Source organism: Micromonospora sp. NPDC005206, assembly GCF_040608175.1.
In the GTDB taxonomy this organism is placed as follows: Bacteria; Actinomycetota; Actinomycetes; order Mycobacteriales; family Micromonosporaceae; genus Micromonospora.
In genome coordinates this window covers 66,694-82,473 of record NZ_JBEXHU010000012.1, presented here as the reverse complement: position 1 = coordinate 82,473, position 15,780 = coordinate 66,694, and the positions used below count along the sequence as shown (strand labels likewise).

Annotated in this window: 16 protein-coding genes; 5 read left to right on the top strand and 11 right to left on the bottom strand. The window is 71.3% G+C overall.

Features of this window, described 5'->3' with window-relative positions; genetic code table 11:
* Nucleotides 1–136: 136 nt before the first annotated feature.
* Together ABZU69_RS19435 and ABZU69_RS19430 are read right to left on the bottom strand one after the other, a co-directional pair.
* Entirely contained in the window at nt 137–2,380 is a 2,244-nt protein-coding gene (locus ABZU69_RS19435) for a penicillin acylase family protein (protein ID WP_354965727.1), read from the bottom strand.
* A 466-nt stretch (nt 2,381–2,846) separates the two neighbouring features.
* Entirely contained in the window at nt 2,847–3,269 is a 423-nt protein-coding gene (locus tag ABZU69_RS19430; protein ID WP_354965726.1) for a DUF6223 family protein, read from the bottom strand.
* A gap of 238 nt (nt 3,270–3,507) precedes the next feature.
* Here ABZU69_RS19430 and ABZU69_RS19425 point away from each other — a divergent pair, with 238 nt between their 5' ends.
* The 3 genes from ABZU69_RS19425 (at nt 3,508) to ABZU69_RS19415 (ending at nt 5,620) form a co-directional block, all read left to right on the top strand.
* On the top strand, nt 3,508–4,632 hold the full coding sequence (locus ABZU69_RS19425; RefSeq protein WP_354965725.1) for a histidine kinase: 1,125 nt from the start codon (nt 3,508–3,510) through the stop codon (nt 4,630–4,632).
* Nucleotides 4,629–5,291, top strand: coding sequence for a response regulator transcription factor (locus ABZU69_RS19420; RefSeq protein ID WP_354965724.1), 663 nt, complete (start codon nt 4,629–4,631; stop codon nt 5,289–5,291). Before ABZU69_RS19425 ends, ABZU69_RS19420 begins: the two co-directional genes overlap by 4 nt.
* A gap of 119 nt (nt 5,292–5,410) precedes the next feature.
* Nucleotides 5,411–5,620 carry a hypothetical protein gene (locus ABZU69_RS19415; protein WP_354965723.1) on the top strand — a complete coding sequence of 70 codons (210 nt, stop codon included), beginning with the start codon at nt 5,411–5,413 and terminating at the stop codon, nt 5,618–5,620.
* 75 nt (nt 5,621–5,695) lie between these two features.
* Here the strand turns inward: ABZU69_RS19415 and ABZU69_RS19410 are convergent, their stop codons facing one another.
* Nucleotides 5,696–6,832 carry a glutamate--cysteine ligase gene (locus ABZU69_RS19410; protein ID WP_354965722.1) on the bottom strand — a complete coding sequence of 379 codons (1,137 nt, stop codon included), beginning with the start codon at nt 6,830–6,832 and terminating at the stop codon, nt 5,696–5,698.
* 140 nt (nt 6,833–6,972) lie between these two features.
* Between ABZU69_RS19410 and ABZU69_RS19405 the strand changes: the two genes are divergently transcribed.
* Both ABZU69_RS19405 and ABZU69_RS19400 read left to right on the top strand, forming a co-directional pair.
* A complete protein-coding gene (locus ABZU69_RS19405; RefSeq protein ID WP_354965721.1) occupies nt 6,973–7,509 on the top strand; it encodes an HPP family protein in 537 nt (178 codons plus the stop codon).
* A gap of 441 nt (nt 7,510–7,950) precedes the next feature.
* Nucleotides 7,951–8,592, top strand: a complete 642-nt coding sequence (locus tag ABZU69_RS19400; protein WP_354965720.1) for a dihydrofolate reductase family protein — start codon at nt 7,951–7,953, stop codon at nt 8,590–8,592.
* Nucleotides 8,593–8,628: 36 nt separating this feature from the next.
* On the opposite strand, the gene ABZU69_RS19395 is transcribed toward ABZU69_RS19400, so the two are convergent.
* The 8 genes from ABZU69_RS19395 to ABZU69_RS19360 all read right to left on the bottom strand — a co-directional run bounded on the left by ABZU69_RS19395 (nt 8,629) and on the right by ABZU69_RS19360 (nt 15,659).
* A complete protein-coding gene (locus tag ABZU69_RS19395) occupies nt 8,629–9,546 on the bottom strand; it encodes a helix-turn-helix domain-containing GNAT family N-acetyltransferase (protein WP_354965719.1) in 918 nt (305 codons plus the stop codon).
* A gap of 107 nt (nt 9,547–9,653) precedes the next feature.
* Nucleotides 9,654–10,229, bottom strand: coding sequence for a gluconokinase (locus ABZU69_RS19390; RefSeq protein ID WP_354965718.1), 576 nt, complete (start codon nt 10,227–10,229; stop codon nt 9,654–9,656).
* Nucleotides 10,219–11,448: a D-mannonate dehydratase ManD gene (gene manD / locus ABZU69_RS19385; RefSeq protein WP_354965717.1), complete on the bottom strand. Its 1,230-nt coding sequence runs from the start codon at nt 11,446–11,448 to the stop codon at nt 10,219–10,221. The genes ABZU69_RS19390 and manD overlap by 11 nt, the downstream gene beginning before the upstream one ends.
* Before the next feature lie 34 nt (nt 11,449–11,482).
* Nucleotides 11,483–12,436 (bottom strand): sugar kinase, encoded by a 954-nt coding sequence (locus ABZU69_RS19380; RefSeq protein WP_354965716.1) that lies wholly within the window; start codon nt 12,434–12,436, stop codon nt 11,483–11,485.
* Entirely contained in the window at nt 12,433–13,071 is a 639-nt protein-coding gene (locus ABZU69_RS19375; protein ID WP_354965715.1) for a bifunctional 4-hydroxy-2-oxoglutarate aldolase/2-dehydro-3-deoxy-phosphogluconate aldolase, read from the bottom strand. The genes ABZU69_RS19380 and ABZU69_RS19375 overlap by 4 nt, the downstream gene beginning before the upstream one ends.
* Before the next feature lie 2 nt (nt 13,072–13,073).
* The gene (dgoD, locus tag ABZU69_RS19370) at nt 13,074–14,222 is read right to left on the bottom strand and encodes a galactonate dehydratase (RefSeq protein WP_354965714.1); all 1,149 of its coding nucleotides are present in this window, start codon (nt 14,220–14,222) and stop codon (nt 13,074–13,076) included.
* Nucleotides 14,223–14,229: 7 nt separating this feature from the next.
* The gene (locus tag ABZU69_RS19365) at nt 14,230–15,045 is read right to left on the bottom strand and encodes a carbohydrate ABC transporter permease (RefSeq protein WP_354965713.1); all 816 of its coding nucleotides are present in this window, start codon (nt 15,043–15,045) and stop codon (nt 14,230–14,232) included.
* Nucleotides 15,042–15,659, bottom strand: a complete 618-nt coding sequence (locus ABZU69_RS19360) for a sugar ABC transporter permease (RefSeq protein ID WP_354965712.1) — start codon at nt 15,657–15,659, stop codon at nt 15,042–15,044. The genes ABZU69_RS19365 and ABZU69_RS19360 overlap by 4 nt, the downstream gene beginning before the upstream one ends.
* Nucleotides 15,660–15,780: the final 121 nt, after the last annotated feature.

Here is a 15,780-nt window from a genome sequence, read left to right as displayed (position 1 = left end):
AGCGCCGACGCCGACGCGTGCAGCGACCGGGTGACCGGCCGGGACACGCGACGACGTCGACGAACTGCCCTACGTCGGCGTCATCGACCTCGACCTCGACGAGCGCAGCACCGATGAGGTCGCCGTCGGCGACTGGTCACGTGCCCGGTCGGTAGCGTCGCTCGACATGGCCCTTGAGGTCCTCGGGGTAGAAGTAGACGGGCCGGAGGTTGCCGCTCGCGTAGCGTTCGGCCTGGTCGTTGAAGTGCGGCGAGTCCGGGTGGCCGCTCGCGCCCCCCGCCGTTACGGCCCAGGCCCGCAGCCTCGGCCCGAACTCCACGACCGCCACGAAGCTGTTGCCGCTGGTGCCGTAGTAGCGCTTCGTTCCCGGGTAGCGCCTCGCCCCGAACGAGGCGAGCGAGCCCCACTGCGCGGACGTGAAGGGCACCGGGCTGCTCGGTTTGGCGTCGTCGAACGTCTGGACGATCGCGCCGTCGTTGCGCTGGAAGCGGTTGATCTCGCCCCAGGGCACCTGCCAGCTGCCGAAATCCTGCGTCAGCCGATCCGCCGCGGCCTCCAGCGCCGCGAGCCGCTGCGCGTCGGTGGCGCGCTCGGCCAGGTAGTCCCACATCGACATGCCCGCGTCTCGCGCCGCCTGGGCCAGGGGTGTCCAGAGCGCCTCCCCCCAGAACACCGCCAGCGACGTCGCGGTCGACTGCGCGCTCCAGCGGTAGTTCCAGCCCCGCAGCAGGCCGATGGGACCGGTGAGCGTCGCCTTCTGCTGGTTGCCCTCGGGCAGCTTGTCCCACGCCGCGACCAGCCCGGGCACGAGCCGGGCGAAGGCGGTGAGGTAGGTGTCGAAGGCCGCGGCGATGAGCGTCTGCGGGGTGAAGTCGTTCCGGGCGCTGAGCACCCGGATCGCCTGCGGTCCGCGGGGGTTCTCCCCGGCCTGGTCGAAGTAGCGCGGATAGTCGGCGGCGTCGGGGCTGTCCGTGCCGGCCGCGGTCCAGGGCCAGTTGTTCGTGTTGAACGCCCAGCCGTTTCTCGGGTTCACCGCCTGCGGGAGACTCCGGAGACTGTGCAGTCCGCGCCAGTCGGTCTCCGGGTCGCTGCCGTCGACGGGCCTGCGGTAGTCGAAGCGATCGTCGCGCCTCGGCATGAACTGCGGCACCAGGAACGCGATCTCGCCCCTGGAGTCCGCGAAGAGCGTGTTGTTCGAGCTGTTGGCCTTGAGGCCCGCCACCTGGATGAAGTCCGCGTAGTCCCGCGTCTTGGTGCGCAGGAAGCTCTGCTGCAGCGCCTCGACGGGCTTGTTCATCAGCGCGAACGCGATCCACTTGCCGTCCGCTTCTCGCACGATCGGGCCGTGGTGGGTGGCGAAGGTGGTGAAGCTGCGCCGAGCGCGCCCGCCATCGGCCGTGCGATACGACAGTGTGATCGTCTTCGTCAGCACCGGCCGGAGGGCGTCGCCGTAGCGGTAGGAGTGCCGCCCATCCGCGCCGGTCACGATCGTCTCGGCGAACTCGTCGACGTTGTCGACGCCGCTCGACGTGTGCATCCAGCCGGTGTTCGGGTTGAAACCCTGGTAGATGAAGAACTGCCCCCAGGTGGCCGCGCCGTAGGCGTTGAGCCCCTCCCGGCTCGTCACGTGCTGCTCGGAGCGGAAGAAGAAGCTGGTGTGCGGATTGATCAACAGCAACGCGTGGCCGTTGCGCGTGTGGCTCGGCGCGATCGCCATGCCGTTCGAGCCACTGGGCTCGCGGAACAGCAGCCCGCGCTCTTCATCGGTCAACGGCACCGAGCGCCCGCTGTAAAAGGCTTCGAGCTGGGTGAGTGGCACCCGTTCGATGTCGCCACCGATGCTGCCCTCGGAGAAGCTCAGCGGCATCCACGGCTCGAACCGCCTGATCACGCGCGGCTGCACCTCGGGGTGTGTCGCGAGGTAGTAGTTGAGCCCGTCGGCCCAGGCCTGCATCAGCTTGCGCAGCCAGGACGGGCAGTGCGCGTAGTCCCGCTTCAGCGCCGAGGGATCGACGTACAGCCGCTGGCGCAGGTCCTGCCAGATGGCGCTCTCGCCCTCGGCCTCGGCGAGGCGACCGAGGCTCACCAGATAGTTTCTCTCGATCCGGTTGAAGTCGTCCTCGGCCTGGGCGTACATCATCCCGAACACCGCGTCGGCGTCGGTCCTGCCCACCACGTGCGGGATGCCCCAGTCATCCCGGGTGATCGTCACGTGTGCGGCCTGCCTGCGCCAGCGGGCGACGTCGGGCGCGGTCCGCGCGGGTGCGGCGGCGGCAGCGGACGGCAGCCCCGCGGCGACCACCGCGGCACCAGCGGCCAGTCCGGCTGCTCCGCCCAGCATGCGGCGCCGGCTCAGCCCTTCGTTCTGCGGGTGGTTCATGAATTTGGTCCACCTTTCTCGGGGGTGCGGGAGATCGTGCCGGGTTGGCCGACCGGCACGGTGGGGCCCGCGCCCGAGGGACCGCCGGGAGCGGTCGGGACGGGAGGGTTCGGCCGCTCGTGGTTGCGCCGCGCCGGCTGCGGGGATCACCGCCGCCGGCGCGGCGACGCCCGCCAGCCGTACCCCGATGTCTCGGTGCGATGGACGGTCCACGGGTTTCGAACACTCGCCGGTCGATCCCTACCGGACAGAGGTGGTCGCGGTGCCGACCATCCGGGTGCTCGGGTGGCTGGACGCGGATACGGGCATGGTCGCCTCTCGGGTCGCTTGGTGATCAACCTTCTCCAAGATGACTACCACTCGTTCAGCCCGGTGGGCAATAGACATTCGATGATGGCGCAACACGCGACGTGCCCACGACCGTCGAGGTCGGCCGTCGCACAGGCCGTGCTGTCGCCGTCGCCGATCAGCCGGCGCGGCGGAAGCGAGCCAGGGCCAGGCCACCGAGAACCACGGCGATCAGCCCCACCACCAGGGCCACGTAGGCTCCGCCTCGCCCGTTGCCGGTGCCGATGCCACTGTCGGAGGTGGCCACGACCAGACCGCCGAGGGCGATGCCGATCAGCCCCACCGCCAGGGCCATCGTGGCTCCGACTCGTCCGTTCCCGATGCCGATACGACTGGTGGGGCGGGCCAGGGCCAGCCCACCGATGATCACGCCGGCCAGCCCCAGCAGGGCGCCCACGGATGCCCCGAGTCTTCCGGTGCTCATGGTGCCGACACCGGCGGCGATCGGCTCAGCCGCGACGTGCGCGGCGGCCGGCGCGGCGAGCCCGAGAGTTCCGATCAGGGCGGCTCCGGTCGAGGCAAGGACAAGTCGGACTGACATCAGGGCTCCGGATCGGCTCATGTCTAGCTCCTCTTTCGTGCGTCTGGATACGAGGCTCAGCATGTCGCCGGTGGCGCCGCCGGTCGTCCCACAGCCGGATGCACTTCGCGCTGCCGCCGCTGCTGCACCCGGCTGCCGCAGACGCCGCAGGCGCCGCGAAGATACTGCGTGCGCGGTAGGCGGTCGGTCCTCCGTGAGCAGGAGTCGCCGGCCGGCGGTATCCAGCTAAGGTGCGCGCATGAGCACAGGACGGTCCGGTGTTCGGGCCGGTGTCAGAGACTGGGCGATCGCGGTCTGCGTGGCGGCCGTGCTGCTGGTCGCTGGGCGGTCCGGGAGCCCTGCCGCGGATACCGACCTGCTCGGCTATGCCTTGTTGGCGGCCGGGGGCCTGGCGCTGGCCGCGCGCCGCCGGGCTCCGGTTCCCGTCCTGGCCGTCACCGGGCTCTGCGCGGTGGGCTACCAGGCGGTCGGTATTGAGGTGCCCGCCGTCGCGTTCCTGTTCGCGGTGTACGCCGCCGTGCGGGCGGGCCACCGCGTCAGCACGGTCGTGGCGGCCGTGCTGATGCTGGCCGCTCTCCCGCTCGCGGCCCTCGCCCCGCCGCAGGACATGCCCGTGGGTGAGGCGCTCGCGCGGGCCCGGGGTGCTCTCGAACTGGCGTGGCTGATCGCCGCCGGTGCCGCGGGGGAAGCGCTGCGGCAGGCCGAGCGGCGGGCGGACGAGGCCGAGCGCACCCGGGAGGAGACCGCGCGGCGGCGCGCGGACGAGGAGCGGCTGCACATCGCGCGGGAGCTGCACGACTCACTCACCCACCAGATCTCGATCATCAAGGTGCAGGCCGAAGTGGCCGTCCACCTGGCCCGCAAGCGCGGAGAGCAGGTGCCGGAGGCCCTACTGGCGATCCGCGAGGCCGGTCGTGAGGCGAACCGCGAACTGCGCGCGACCCTGGAGACGCTGCGCGACGACACGACCCCGCCACACGGGCTCGACCACCTCCCGGAACTGGTGGAACGGGCCCGCATGGCGGGCCTGGACGCGACGTTGACCATTGAGGGACAACGGCACGACGTGCCGGCCGCGGTGGACCGGACCGCGTACCGGATCGTTCAGGAGTCGCTGACCAACATCGCCCGTCATGCCGCCGCCGCCACGGCGTCGGTCCGGGTCGACTACCGTCCGGACGCCCTCGCGATACGAGTCGACGACGACGGCAGGGCTACACCGGACGCCGCCCCGATTCCCGGCGTCGGGCTGCTCGGGATGCGCGAACGAGTCACCGCCCTCGGCGGTCGACTGCGCGCCGAACCACGCAACGAGGGCGGCTTCACCGTCCAGGCCGATCTGCCCGTGGCCTGGCCGTCATGATCCGCGTCCTGCTGGTCGACGACCAGCCGCTCCTTCGCAGCGGCTTCCGGGCGCTCCTCGACGTCGAGGACGACATCGAGGTGGTGGCCGAGGCCGCCGACGGGAAGGAGGGCCTGGCTCTCGCCAGGGAACACCTGCCCGACATCGCGCTCATCGACATCCAGATGCCGGTCATGGACGGCATCGAGGCGACCCGGCGCATCGCCGCGGACCCGGCGCTGGCCCGGGTGCACGTCGTCATCCTGACCAACTACGGCCTCGACGAACATGTCTTCCACGCCCTGCGCGCCGGGGCCGCCGGATTTCTCGTCAAGGACATCGAGCCAGAGGACTTCCTGCACGCCATGCGCGTCGCCGCGCGCGGCGACGCGCTCCTCGCACCGTCGATCACCCGCAAGTTGATCAATCGGTACGTCACCGAGCCGCTCCACACAGCCGCTGACAGGCGGCTGGAGGGGCTGACCAACCGCGAGCGCGAGAGCGTGGCCCTCGTCGCGCAGGGCCTGTCCAACGACCAGATAGCGGAACGCATGGTGATCAGTCCACTGACCGCCAAGACCCACGTCAACCGGGCCATGGCCAAGCTCCATGCCCGCGACCGCGCCCAACTCGTGGTCCTCGCCTACGAATCGGGGCTGGTGGCACCACGCAACCGGTGACACCCCCGGCCCGAGGAGGCTGGTGCCTGCTCGGGCCGACACGATCCCGAGCCCCGGGCTAAGGGCTCCGCCCCCAGCTTGGCGGGTGTAGGCGCCCAACCGGCGGGTAGGGGGTGGCCATGCTGAGGCGTGCGGTGTGGCAGGGGCTGGTGGCCGGGCTGGCGGGGGCGGCGGTGATGACCGCTACCGGAGCGGTCGCGGATGCCCTCGCCTCCCGCGACGGCGCCGGCCCCGGCCAGCGGCACGCGGCGTTGCATCCCGGTCGCCGTTCCGACGTGGGCCCGCTGCCGCGCGCCGCCGCCCACGCCGAATCCGGACGGCGGAGGTAGGGTCCCGCGCCGGGGTGCGGCCTCCGGTGGGTGGTCGGTGACCAGGCAGAACCGGCGCGCCGCGGATCCAGGCCGTCACCGGGCGGTGGTCTGTGTCGCCAGCAGATCCAGCACGGCGCGGAGGTCGCCGGTGCGCTCGAGCGTCCGGCGCTGTCGATGGGCGCCGGTGCCGTCACGGCGTAGCCGGGCCAGTTGGGCCAGAACGTAGCCGAGGTTGCCGTGGCGCAGGAGCGCCGGTGCGACGGTGGCGAAGAGTTCGTCGATGAGTTCCCAGGCGGGGCGGGCTCCGCCGGCGCGCAGGTCGATCAGGGTGCCGTCGAGGCCATCGTGCGCTGCCCGCCAGTGCGCGGCGGAGACCAGGCAGCCTCGGACCCGGGGCACGGCGACTCCGGCGTTGATGTCCTCGATCACGGTGGCGACCAGCGCGCGGACCAGCCCGGCGACCAGCACCGTGTCGTCGACGGTGGAGCACACGTCACCGACCCGGATCTCCACCGTCGGGTAGGCGGCGGACGGTCGGGCGTACCAGTAGACCATCGCCTCGTCGAGCATCACTCCCGCGGTGACCAGCGCGGCGACGGTCTGGTCGTAATCGGCGGTGGAGGCGAAGTGCGGGGTGGGGCCGATGCTGGGCCAGCGTTCGAGTTGCATGGAGCGCCAGCTGGCGTGGCCGGTGTCGGCCCCGTCGTGCAGGGGTGAGTTGACGGTGATGGCCTGGACGACTGGCAGCCAGACCCGCAGGTGGTTGCAGACCTGCACGGCCAGTTCGCGGTCGGGGATGCCGACGTGGATGTGGCAGCCGCAGACGGCGGGGTCGTGGGCGACGGGCCCGTAGCGGTCCGACATGGCGTGGTAGCGCGGCCTGTCCGGCACTGACCGGTGTGGTTCCGCGACGGGGGTCGCACCGACCGCCACCAGGCGGGCGCCCGCGTTCGCGGCGGCTCGCGACGCGGCCTCGCGCAGCTCCACCAGCTGGTCCCGGAGCTCGTCGAGGTCCGTGCAGACGGGCGTGACCATCTCGATCATGCTGTGCCGGAACTCCTGACGGCTCTGTTCGCGGGCTTCGCCATGCAGGGCGGTCAGGACCTGGTCGGCCACCGGCAAGTTCACGCCCGTCTCCGGATCCAGGAGCAGGTACTCCTCCTCCACGCCGAGCGTGAGCACGTCCGTGCCCGGTCGCGCGGCGGTGGTGACCGTGGAACGTCGCGTCATCGTTCGTCCGCTCCTGTCGTGGCCAGAGGGAGGTCGCCCCGAGTTCCCGGCCCTCAGGCGGACAAACCCTGCGGGCGGGTTGGTTGTTTGCGCTGACCAGGACGGGAGAAGTGTGACGATCAGAGGCGGAGGGGAGTCCGATGAGGCAGCTGCGGCGGTCGGTGCACGCCTTCGCAGGCAGCGCGCTGGCGGTCGTCGTTGCCGGCGCGGTCGCGGTCCTCACCCATCAGCCGTGGTTGTTTCCCAGTCTCGGGCCGGCGGTGATGCTGCACGTGGAGAAGCCGGACGCGCCCCAGTCGTCGCCCCGCAGCACCTTCATCGGGCACGGGGTGGCCCTGCTGGCCGGGTACGTGTTCCTTGTCGTCTGCGGACTGTCCGACGACCCCTCGGCGCTTCAGGAGGGGGTCGACGGGCTGCGGGTCGTCGCGGCGGCAGGGTCGCTGGCCGTGACCATGCTGGTTCTGGTGCTGCTGAAGGCGTCGCATCCCCCGGCGGGCGCGACGACGCTGATCGTGAGTCTGGGCCTGCTGCGTACCCCGACGCAGTTGCTCATCGCGGCCGGCGCGGTGGTCCTGGTCACCGCTGTGGACTGGTCGTACGGTCGGGTGTCGGGTCGGCCCATGCCGGTGTGGGCGGTGTCCGACATGTCCTCGACGAGAGGAGCGCGTGATGGTTGATCGGATCGCCGATCCGTGGGGTGCGCGAACCCCGTACGGGCCGGGGCAGGAGTGGCCGGTCCGGGTGGACCGGTTCCTCGACGGTGACCGCACCGAGGCGGACGTCGATCGGTGGGTCCAGTCGGCGTCGGTGTTGCACTCCAACGGAGACGCGATGGACATCGCGGTCGCCGGCGGCAGGATCGTCGGGGTGCGTGGCCGCGCCGTCGACCGGGTCTATCGGGGACGGCTCGACCCGAAGGATCTCTGCGGTGACACCGGACGTGGGCAGCCACCAGTTTGGACGCGGTCAGTGTTGTACGGTGCGCGGGGGAGGGCCGGTGCGACGGTCCGGCCGGGTGGGTCGGCGGGTACGAAACGGGGTGCCGTCGCGGCGATGAGTCTGCCGGCGCCCACAGGTCTACCTCCCGACCGAGACGATCAACCCATCAGGAGTACGGCATGGGCCTCCTCCACATCGAACTGTTCGCGACCCTCGACCTCGTCGGGCAGGCGCCCGGCGGCCCCGACGAGGACCCGGTGGGGTTCCCGTTCGGCGGCTGGCAGGCGCCCCTGCTGGACGAGGTCGCCGGGGCGCAGGTGTTCGCCGCGTACGAGGGCACGGACGCCCTCCTGCTCGGCCGGCGGACGTATGACATCTTCGCCGCCTACTGGCCGCACCAGGAGGGCGGCGAGGACAACGAGATCGCCACACTCTTCAACCGCGTCCCGAAGTATGTGGCCTCCCGCGGCAGGCCCGACCTCTCCTGGGCCGGGTCCACGCAGCTCGGCCCCGATCTGGCCGGCGCGGTACGCGAGATCCGTGACCGGCACGAACACGTGAAGGTCGTCGGGAGCCTGAACCTGGTGCAGACCCTCCTGCGCGAGAAGCTCTTCGACCGTCTGGACCTCTGGGTGCACCCGATCGTGCTCGGCGTCGGCAAGAAGGTGTTCGACGGTGGCGCGGTGCCCGCGAACCTCACACTTCTCGAACCGCCGGTGGCCAGTCCGAAGGGCACTGTGTACCTGCGCTACGGGCTCGCCGGTGGCACGCCCGGGACGGGGGACATGAGCGCACCCGATCGCGGTGCCGGGCGCGACTGAAGCCGGCCCGCGCCAGGCCCCCACATCGGACCACTCTCACGCGCCGCCCCAGCGCCCGGCCGGGTCGAGCTGCTTCTCGAACCAGTGGTGAGCGAAGTGCTCGCTGTTGTACGGCTCGATCTCCCGGTACCCGGACGAGTGGTACATGGCGATCGCCTCGGTGAGGTTCCGGTTCGTGTCCAGCCGTACGCTGGTCCAGCCTCGCTCGGCCGCGTACCGCTCCAGGTCGCTCAGTATCCGCCGGCCCATGCCGAGACCGCGCACGGTGTCCGCCACCCAGACCCGCTTGATCTCGGCAGGTGCGTCGGGGTGCAGTTTGACCGCGCCGCAGCCGACCGGCTCGGAGTTCAGCGTGGCCAGCAGGAACACGCCGGCGGGCGGGACGAGTTCCTCGTCGTGGACAGGCTTGCTCAGTGCCGGGTCGAACCCGTCGTCGAAGCGCCGGGCGAGGTCCCGGGCGTAGGCGCGCAGGCATGCCCGGGCGCGCGGATCGCTGGGCGGGCAGGGCTCGACGACCACCATCGACGCGATGAGCAGCCGCTCGACCTGGGTCATCGCCGCGACGAGCTGCTCGCGTCGTTGCCCTGACAGCGGTTCGAGGATCGACCAGGCGAGCTGGTCGGAGCGCGCGTCGAGGGCGGTCCACTCCGCCCGCCCGGCTTCGGTGAGCGTGGCCACCCGGACCCGCGCGTCACCGCCGACCGGTTCGGCCGGCCCGACCGTGACCAGCCCGTCGCCTTCCAGGGTGCGCAGCAGCCGGCTGAGGTAGCCCGAGTCCAGGCCGAGTCGGGCCCGTAGCGCCGCGACCTCGGCGCCGTCCGGACCGATCTCCCACAGCAGTCGCGCCTGCGCGAGAGGGCGTCCGGAGGCCATGTACTCGTCGTCGAGCGCGCCGACGCGCTGGGTCACGGTCCGGTTGAAGCGCCGCACTGCGGCGACGAGATCGAGCGTCATATAGCTGACTTTAGTCAGGCAATGGAGATCGGGCCAGTCAAACGGACCCAGACCACCGCCGTCACCTCGACCTCGGTCGGGGTGACGGCGGCATGGCGGGCGAGGGGCTACCCGCCGACGACGGCGGCTCCGGTGGGCAGTCCGAGACGGTCCACCACGGCCGACACGAGCTGCTCCGGAGACAGCGCGACGTCGAGCACCAGGCCCGGCGGCTCGCCCGGCTCGAACCGCTCCAGGATGGCCAGTTGAGAGTCCAGGAGGCTCGCCGGCATGTAGTGCCCGGCGCGTCGGGCCATCCGCTCCCGGATGACCTCCGCGGTCCCGTCCAGGTGGACGAAGTCCACGCTCGGCGGTCCCTGCCGGAGCACGTCCCGGTAGGACCGCTTCAACGCCGAGCAGGCCAGCACCGTCGACACGCCCTCGGCGTCACGGGTGGCCATCCAGTCGGCGAGGGCACGCAGCCAGGGCCAGCGGGCTTCGTCGTCGAGGGGTACCCCGGCACTCATCCTCGCCACGTTGGCCGCGGAGTGGAACTCGTCGGCCTCGGCGAAGGTCAGGCCGGCGACGTCGCTGATTCCCCTCGCCACGGTCGTCTTGCCGGCACCGGACACGCCCATCACGACGACGTGCCGGGGTGGCTGCCGGCGGCCGGGCCCGGCGGCGGCACCCTGCTCACCAGTCATGGACGGTCCCGTCCTTGAGCCGGTTGAACGGCAGGTAGGCCGGCACGTACGGGAACCGCTCGGCGGCCTCCTCGTCGAGTTCGACGCCCAGACCCGGCTGCTCGCCGGGGTGGAGGTAGCCGTCGGCGAACGTGAAGGACTGCCGGAAGACCTCGTCGGTCAGGGCGCCGTGCCGCATGTACTCCTGGATGCCGAAGTTGTGGATGGCCAGGTCGAGGTGCAGGGCGGCGGCCATGCCGACCGGCGAGATGTCGGTCGGGCCGTGGATGCCGGACTTGATCTGGTACTGCGCGGCGAAGTCGAGCAGCTTGCGCATCGCCGTGATGCCCCCGGTGTGGGTGACGGCGGACCGGACGTAGTCGATCAACTGTTCGCGGATGAGCGTCTGGTAGTCCCACACCGTGTTGAAGACCTCGCCGATCGCCAGCGGCGTGGTCGTGTGGTGGCGGACCAGGCGCAGGGCCTCCTGGTTCTCGGCGGGAGTGCAGTCCTCGAGCCAGAACAGGTCGTACGGCTCCAGGTCCTTGCCGAGCCGGGCGGCCTGGATCGGGGTCATCCGGTGGTGACCGTCGTGCAGCAGCGGAAGCTCGGGTCCGAACTCGTTGCGTACCGCCTCGAAGACGCCGGGCAGGTGACGCATGTAGGAGCGGGTGTCCCAGTCCTCCTCGGCCGGCAGTGGCGTGCGCTGCGCCGGCTCGTAGTCGTACCGCGTGCCGTCGGCGCTGGGCTGCGCGGCGACCCCGTAGACGGCGTTGATGCCCGGGACGGACGTCTGGACCCGGATCGATCGGAAGCCGAGTTCGAGATGGTGGCGGATCGAGTCGAACAGCTCCGGGACGTCCCGCCCCGAGGCGTGGCCGTACGCCATGATGCCGGTCCGCGACGCGCCGCCCAGCAGCTGGTAGAGCGGCATGCCGGCGGCCTTGGCCTTGATGTCCCAGAGGGCGACGTCCACGGCCGCGATCGCCGCCATGGTCACCGGGCCCCGCCGCCAGTACGCGGAGCGGTAAAGGAACTGCCAGGTGTCCTCGATGCGGTGCGGGTCCCGCCCGATCAGCAGCGGGACGACGTGGTCGCGCAGGTACGAGGCGACCGCCAGTTCCCGCCCGTTGAGGGTGCCGTCGCCCAGTCCGGTGACCCCGTCGTCGGTGGTGATCTTCAGGGTGACGAAGTTGCGGTCCGGGCTGGAGACGATGACGTCCGCTGCGACAATCTTCACGGGGTGCCTTTCTCAGGTGCCGCGCTGGGCGGGTTTACCGGATGGTGCTTCCAGTCTCGTGTTCGTCGAGAAGGGACAGTTCGGCGCGGCGCGGCAGGCCCTCCCAGTCGCCGTGAGCGGCGACGGCGAAGGCGCCCACGGTCACCGCCCGACGCAGGCGGCCGTCGAGGTCGAGCCCGTCGAGGTGCCCGGAGAGGTAGCCGGCGCTGAACGCGTCACCGGCGCCCACCGTGTCGACCGCGGTCACCGGCACCGCCGCGACGTGCCGGACGCCCTGGTGGGTGTGGGCCCGGGCGCCGTCGGCGCCGAGCTTGACCAGGACGGTCCGCACGCCACGCGCCAGCAGGCGCGCGACGACGCTGGACTCGTCCGCCCCGGGCTCGTCGACGAGGTCCAGCTCGTCGGCGGAGGCGATGACCAGCGAGGCGTACGCGGCCAGCGGGGTGAGCGTCGTGCGGGCCGCTTCCCGGGTCCAGAGCCGGGCCCGGTAGTTGACGTCGAGGCAGACCAGCGTCCCGGACCGGGAGGCCGCCTCGGCCGCCCAGGTGGTGGCCTCGCGGGCGCTGTCGGACAGCGCCGGGGTGATCCCGCTCAGATGCAGCACCCGGGCGCCCTCGGCGATCGGCGCGCGCACGTCCTCGATGCTCAGGGCGGACCCGGCCGAGCCGGACCGGTGGTACCGCACCCGGGTCACGTCGGCGGTGCGCCGTTCCAGGAACATCAGCCCGGCGGGCCGGGTGGGGTCGGTGGTCACGCCGTCGACGCGTACGCCTTCGGCGCGCAGTTGCCGCAGCACGTACTCGCCCAGCTCGTCGTCGCTGACCCGACCGACCCAGGCGGCCCGGTGGCCGAGCCGGGCCAGGCCGATCGCGACGTTCGACTCCGCACCGGCCAGGTGCATGGTCAGGGCGCCACCGACCGCGAGCGGTCCGGCCGCCCGCAGCGACACCAGTGACTCGCCGAAGGTGAGCAGGTCGACCGCGGTCATGGGACCGGCCGGTGGGTCGCCGCCGTCAGGTAGCCGCGCGCCCGGGCGCGCAGCGCGTCGAGGTCGCCGCCGGACGCGGCGTCGCCCACCAGCGGGCCGCCGACGCCGACGGCGATGGCCCCGGCGTCGAGGTAGGCGGGCATCTCGGCCAGACCCACCCCGCCGACCGCGACGAGGGGAAGTTCCGGGAACGGGTCGCGTAGCGCCCTGAGGTACGCCGGGCCGCCGAGCGAGGCGGGGAAGAGCTTCACCGCCGACGCCCCCATCCGGACCGCGGTGTACGCCTCGGTCGGGGTGAGCGCCCCGGCGGCGACCGGCAGACCGCGGCGAACGGCCTCGGGGATCGAGTCGACGACGGCCGGGGTGACGACGAAGTGCGCGCCGGCGGCGGCCACGTCGGCGACGTCGGCGGCGGTCAGCACCGTTCCCGCGCCGACCAGCGCGCCGACCGGCGCGGCCGCCCGGATGGCCTCGATGGCGCGTAACGCTCCGGGTGTCGTGAGGGCCACCTCGACGATGCGTACGCCCTCCTGGAGCAGCGCCACGCCGGTGGCGATCGAGGCGGCCGTGTCGGTGCCGCGGATGATCCCCAGAAGGCGGGCCGCGGCGAGTTCACCGGTGAGGTCGAGGGTCATGCTCACCATTCCGCGTAGGAGCCGTCGGGGTGCCGGAAGGTGGGGCTGCGCCACACGTGCCCGCGCTTGTCCGCCGCGCGTACCGCCTGCTCGTCGACCTCGATGCCGAGCCCGGGCGCGGTGAGACGCTCGATGTGCCCGTCGACGAAGAGCAGCGGGGTGGTCTCCACGACGTAGTCGAGGACCTCGGCCCCGAGGTTGTAGTGGATGCCGATGCTCTGTTCCTGAATCAGGTAGTTGGGTGTGGCGAAGCCGATCTGCAGGCACGCCGCGAGGGCGATCGGCCCGAGCGGGCAGTGCGGGGCGAGCTGCACGTCGTAGACCTCGGCGAGCGCGGCGATCCGGCGTACCTCGGAGATGCCGCCGGCGTGCGAGAGGTCCGGCTGGGCGACCGCGATGCCGGCCTGGAAGACCGGCAGGAACTCCTGCCGGCTGTAGAGCCGCTCCCCGGTCGACACGGGCGTGGTCGTGGACCGCACGAAGTCGCCGATGAGGTGGGAGTTCTCCGGTACGACCGGCTCCTCGAGGAAGAGCGGCCGGTACGGCTCGAGCAGCGGGGCGACGCGGCGGGCGTTGGCGAGGGTGAACCGGCCGTGGAAGTCGACAGCGACGTCACGCTCGTCGCCCAGCACCTCCCGGGCGGCGGCGACCCGCTGGACCACCCCGTCCAGCTCGGCGACGGACGCGATCGGGCTCATCCGCCCCGAGGCGTTCATCTTGACCGCGGTCAGTCCGGCCTCCACCTGCGCCGCGATGTGGTCGCGGACCTCGCTGGGCTCGTCGCCGCCGACCCAGCCGTAGACCCGGATCCGGTCCCGGACCGGGCCGCCGAGCAGCTGGTGCACCGGCGCCCCGTACCGCTTGCCGGCGATGTCCCACAGCGCCTGGTCCAGGCCGGACACCGCGCTGGCCAGGATCGGGCCGCCCCGGTAGAAGGAGCCCTTCGTCATGGTCTGCCAGTGGTCCTCGATCCGCAGCGCGTCCCGGCCGATCAGCAACTCGCTGAGCTGCTCCACGGCGGTGCGGACGGTTTCCGAGCGGCCCTCGCAGGTCGCCTCGCCCCAGCCGACGATCCCGGATTCGGTCTCGACGCGGACGAAGAGCCAGCGGGGGGCGACCAGGAAGGTCTCGACCCGAGCGATTGTCGTCACGGTGTCCTCAGCCCTTCGTCGCGCCGGCGGTGAGGCCGGAGACGACGTACTTCTGCACGAACAGGGCGATCAGCATGATCGGCAGGGTGACGACGCTGGCCGCCGCCATGAGTCCGCCCCAGTCGATGCTGGCGTAGCCGACGAAGTCGAAGATCGCGACCGGCAGGGTCTTGGTGTCGGCGCCGGAGAGCACCAGGGCGAACATGAAGTTGTTCCAGGAGAAGATGAAGGACAGGATGCCGGCGGTGGCCACGCCCGGTATCGACAGCGGCAGCGTGATCCGGCGGAACGCGCCGATGTGGGTCAGCCCGTCGACGAGCGCCGCCTCCTCGAGTTCGATGGGCAGGCTGTCGAAGTAGCCCATCATGATGTAGACCACCAGCGGCAGCGACACGAACATGTGGCTCAGGATGAGCACGCTGAAGCCGCCGACCATCTTCAGGTTCGAGAAGACGTAGTACCAGGGCACCAGCAGGGAGACGCCGGGGATGACCCGCGCCATCAGCACGACGAGCGCGGACTTCCTCATGTTGAAGCGGCTCATGGAGTACGCCGCGGGCACGCCCAGGACGATGGAGAGCACGGTGGCCGCGAAGGCCACCCAGAGGCTGTTGACGATGAACTCGACGTAGTTGGCCTGCTCCAGGACGTTCGCGTAGTTCGTCAGGGTGGGCGAGAAGGCGAACGCCTTGCCCGTGTCGTAGATGTCGACGTTCGTCTTGAACGAGGCGGCGACCATCCAGAGCAGCGGCACGAGCAGCGCGATCACCACGACGGTGAGCGCCACCACGCGGAACACCCGGTAGGCGGGGCTGGACTTCATCGCTTCGCCTCCTTCCTACGCGACGTCAGAGCCCACATCGACCCGATGATGATCAGGAAGAAGACGATGAGGACCGTCGATGAGATGCCGTACTCGTTGTAGTCGAAGCTCAGTCCGTAGGCGTACACGTTGAGCGTCTCGACCTCGTGGAAGGAGCCGCCGCCGCGGCCCTTCGTGGCGTAGAGGATGTCGAAGGTCTTCAGCGCGTCGATGCCGCGCAGCAGGATCGCGACGATCACGGTCGGCATCACCAGCGGCAGGGTGACGTGCCGGAACCGCTGCCAGGTGCTGGCGCCGTCGATACGCGCCGCCTCCTGGGGCTCGTCGGACAGCGAGGTCAGGCCTGCGAGCAGGATCAGCACCACCATCGGGGTCCACTGCCAGACGTCAATGAAGATCGTCGTGGGCAGCGCCGAGTGCTGGCCGGCCAGCCACGGTTGGGGTCCGATGCCGACCCAGCCGAGTACCTGGTTCGCCATGCCGATGTTCGGGTCGAAGATGAGCCGCCACATCATGCCGACCGCGACCGGGGTGGCGACCAGCGGCATCAGGATGGCGACCCGGACCCATTTCTGACCCCGGAACGGTCGCCACAGCAGCAGCGCGACCGCCATGCCGAGGACGACCTCGAACAGCAACGCGACGACGGTGAACGCGGCGGTCCGGCCGACGGCGGGCCAGAACCGGTCGGTGTCCGAGAGCACCTCGACGTAGTTCTGGAAGCCCACGAACTCG

What these genes read in the sequence shown, in the direction of transcription:
- ABZU69_RS19435 (WP_354965727.1), bottom strand. Translation starts at nt 2,380, where the DNA reads ATGAACCACCCGCAGAACGAAGGGCTGAGCCGGCGCCGCATGCTGGGC.
- ABZU69_RS19430 (WP_354965726.1), bottom strand. Translation starts at nt 3,269, where the DNA reads ATGTCAGTCCGACTTGTCCTTGCCTCGACCGGAGCCGCCCTGATCGGA.
- ABZU69_RS19425 (WP_354965725.1), top strand. Translation starts at nt 3,508, where the DNA reads ATGAGCACAGGACGGTCCGGTGTTCGGGCCGGTGTCAGAGACTGGGCG.
- ABZU69_RS19420 (WP_354965724.1), top strand. Translation starts at nt 4,629, where the DNA reads ATGATCCGCGTCCTGCTGGTCGACGACCAGCCGCTCCTTCGCAGCGGC.
- ABZU69_RS19415 (WP_354965723.1), top strand. Translation starts at nt 5,411, where the DNA reads ATGCTGAGGCGTGCGGTGTGGCAGGGGCTGGTGGCCGGGCTGGCGGGG.
- ABZU69_RS19410 (WP_354965722.1), bottom strand. Translation starts at nt 6,832, where the DNA reads ATGACGCGACGTTCCACGGTCACCACCGCCGCGCGACCGGGCACGGAC.
- ABZU69_RS19405 (WP_354965721.1), top strand. Translation starts at nt 6,973, where the DNA reads ATGAGGCAGCTGCGGCGGTCGGTGCACGCCTTCGCAGGCAGCGCGCTG.
- ABZU69_RS19400 (WP_354965720.1), top strand. Translation starts at nt 7,951, where the DNA reads ATGGGCCTCCTCCACATCGAACTGTTCGCGACCCTCGACCTCGTCGGG.
- ABZU69_RS19395 (WP_354965719.1), bottom strand. Translation starts at nt 9,546, where the DNA reads ATGACGCTCGATCTCGTCGCCGCAGTGCGGCGCTTCAACCGGACCGTG.
- ABZU69_RS19390 (WP_354965718.1), bottom strand. Translation starts at nt 10,229, where the DNA reads ATGACTGGTGAGCAGGGTGCCGCCGCCGGGCCCGGCCGCCGGCAGCCA.
- ABZU69_RS19380 (WP_354965716.1), bottom strand. Translation starts at nt 12,436, where the DNA reads ATGACCGCGGTCGACCTGCTCACCTTCGGCGAGTCACTGGTGTCGCTG.
- ABZU69_RS19375 (WP_354965715.1), bottom strand. Translation starts at nt 13,071, where the DNA reads ATGACCCTCGACCTCACCGGTGAACTCGCCGCGGCCCGCCTTCTGGGG.
- ABZU69_RS19365 (WP_354965713.1), bottom strand. Translation starts at nt 15,045, where the DNA reads ATGAAGTCCAGCCCCGCCTACCGGGTGTTCCGCGTGGTGGCGCTCACC.
- ABZU69_RS19360 (WP_354965712.1), bottom strand. Translation starts at nt 15,659, where the DNA reads ATGGCGGTCGCGCTGCTGCTGTGGCGACCGTTCCGGGGTCAGAAATGG.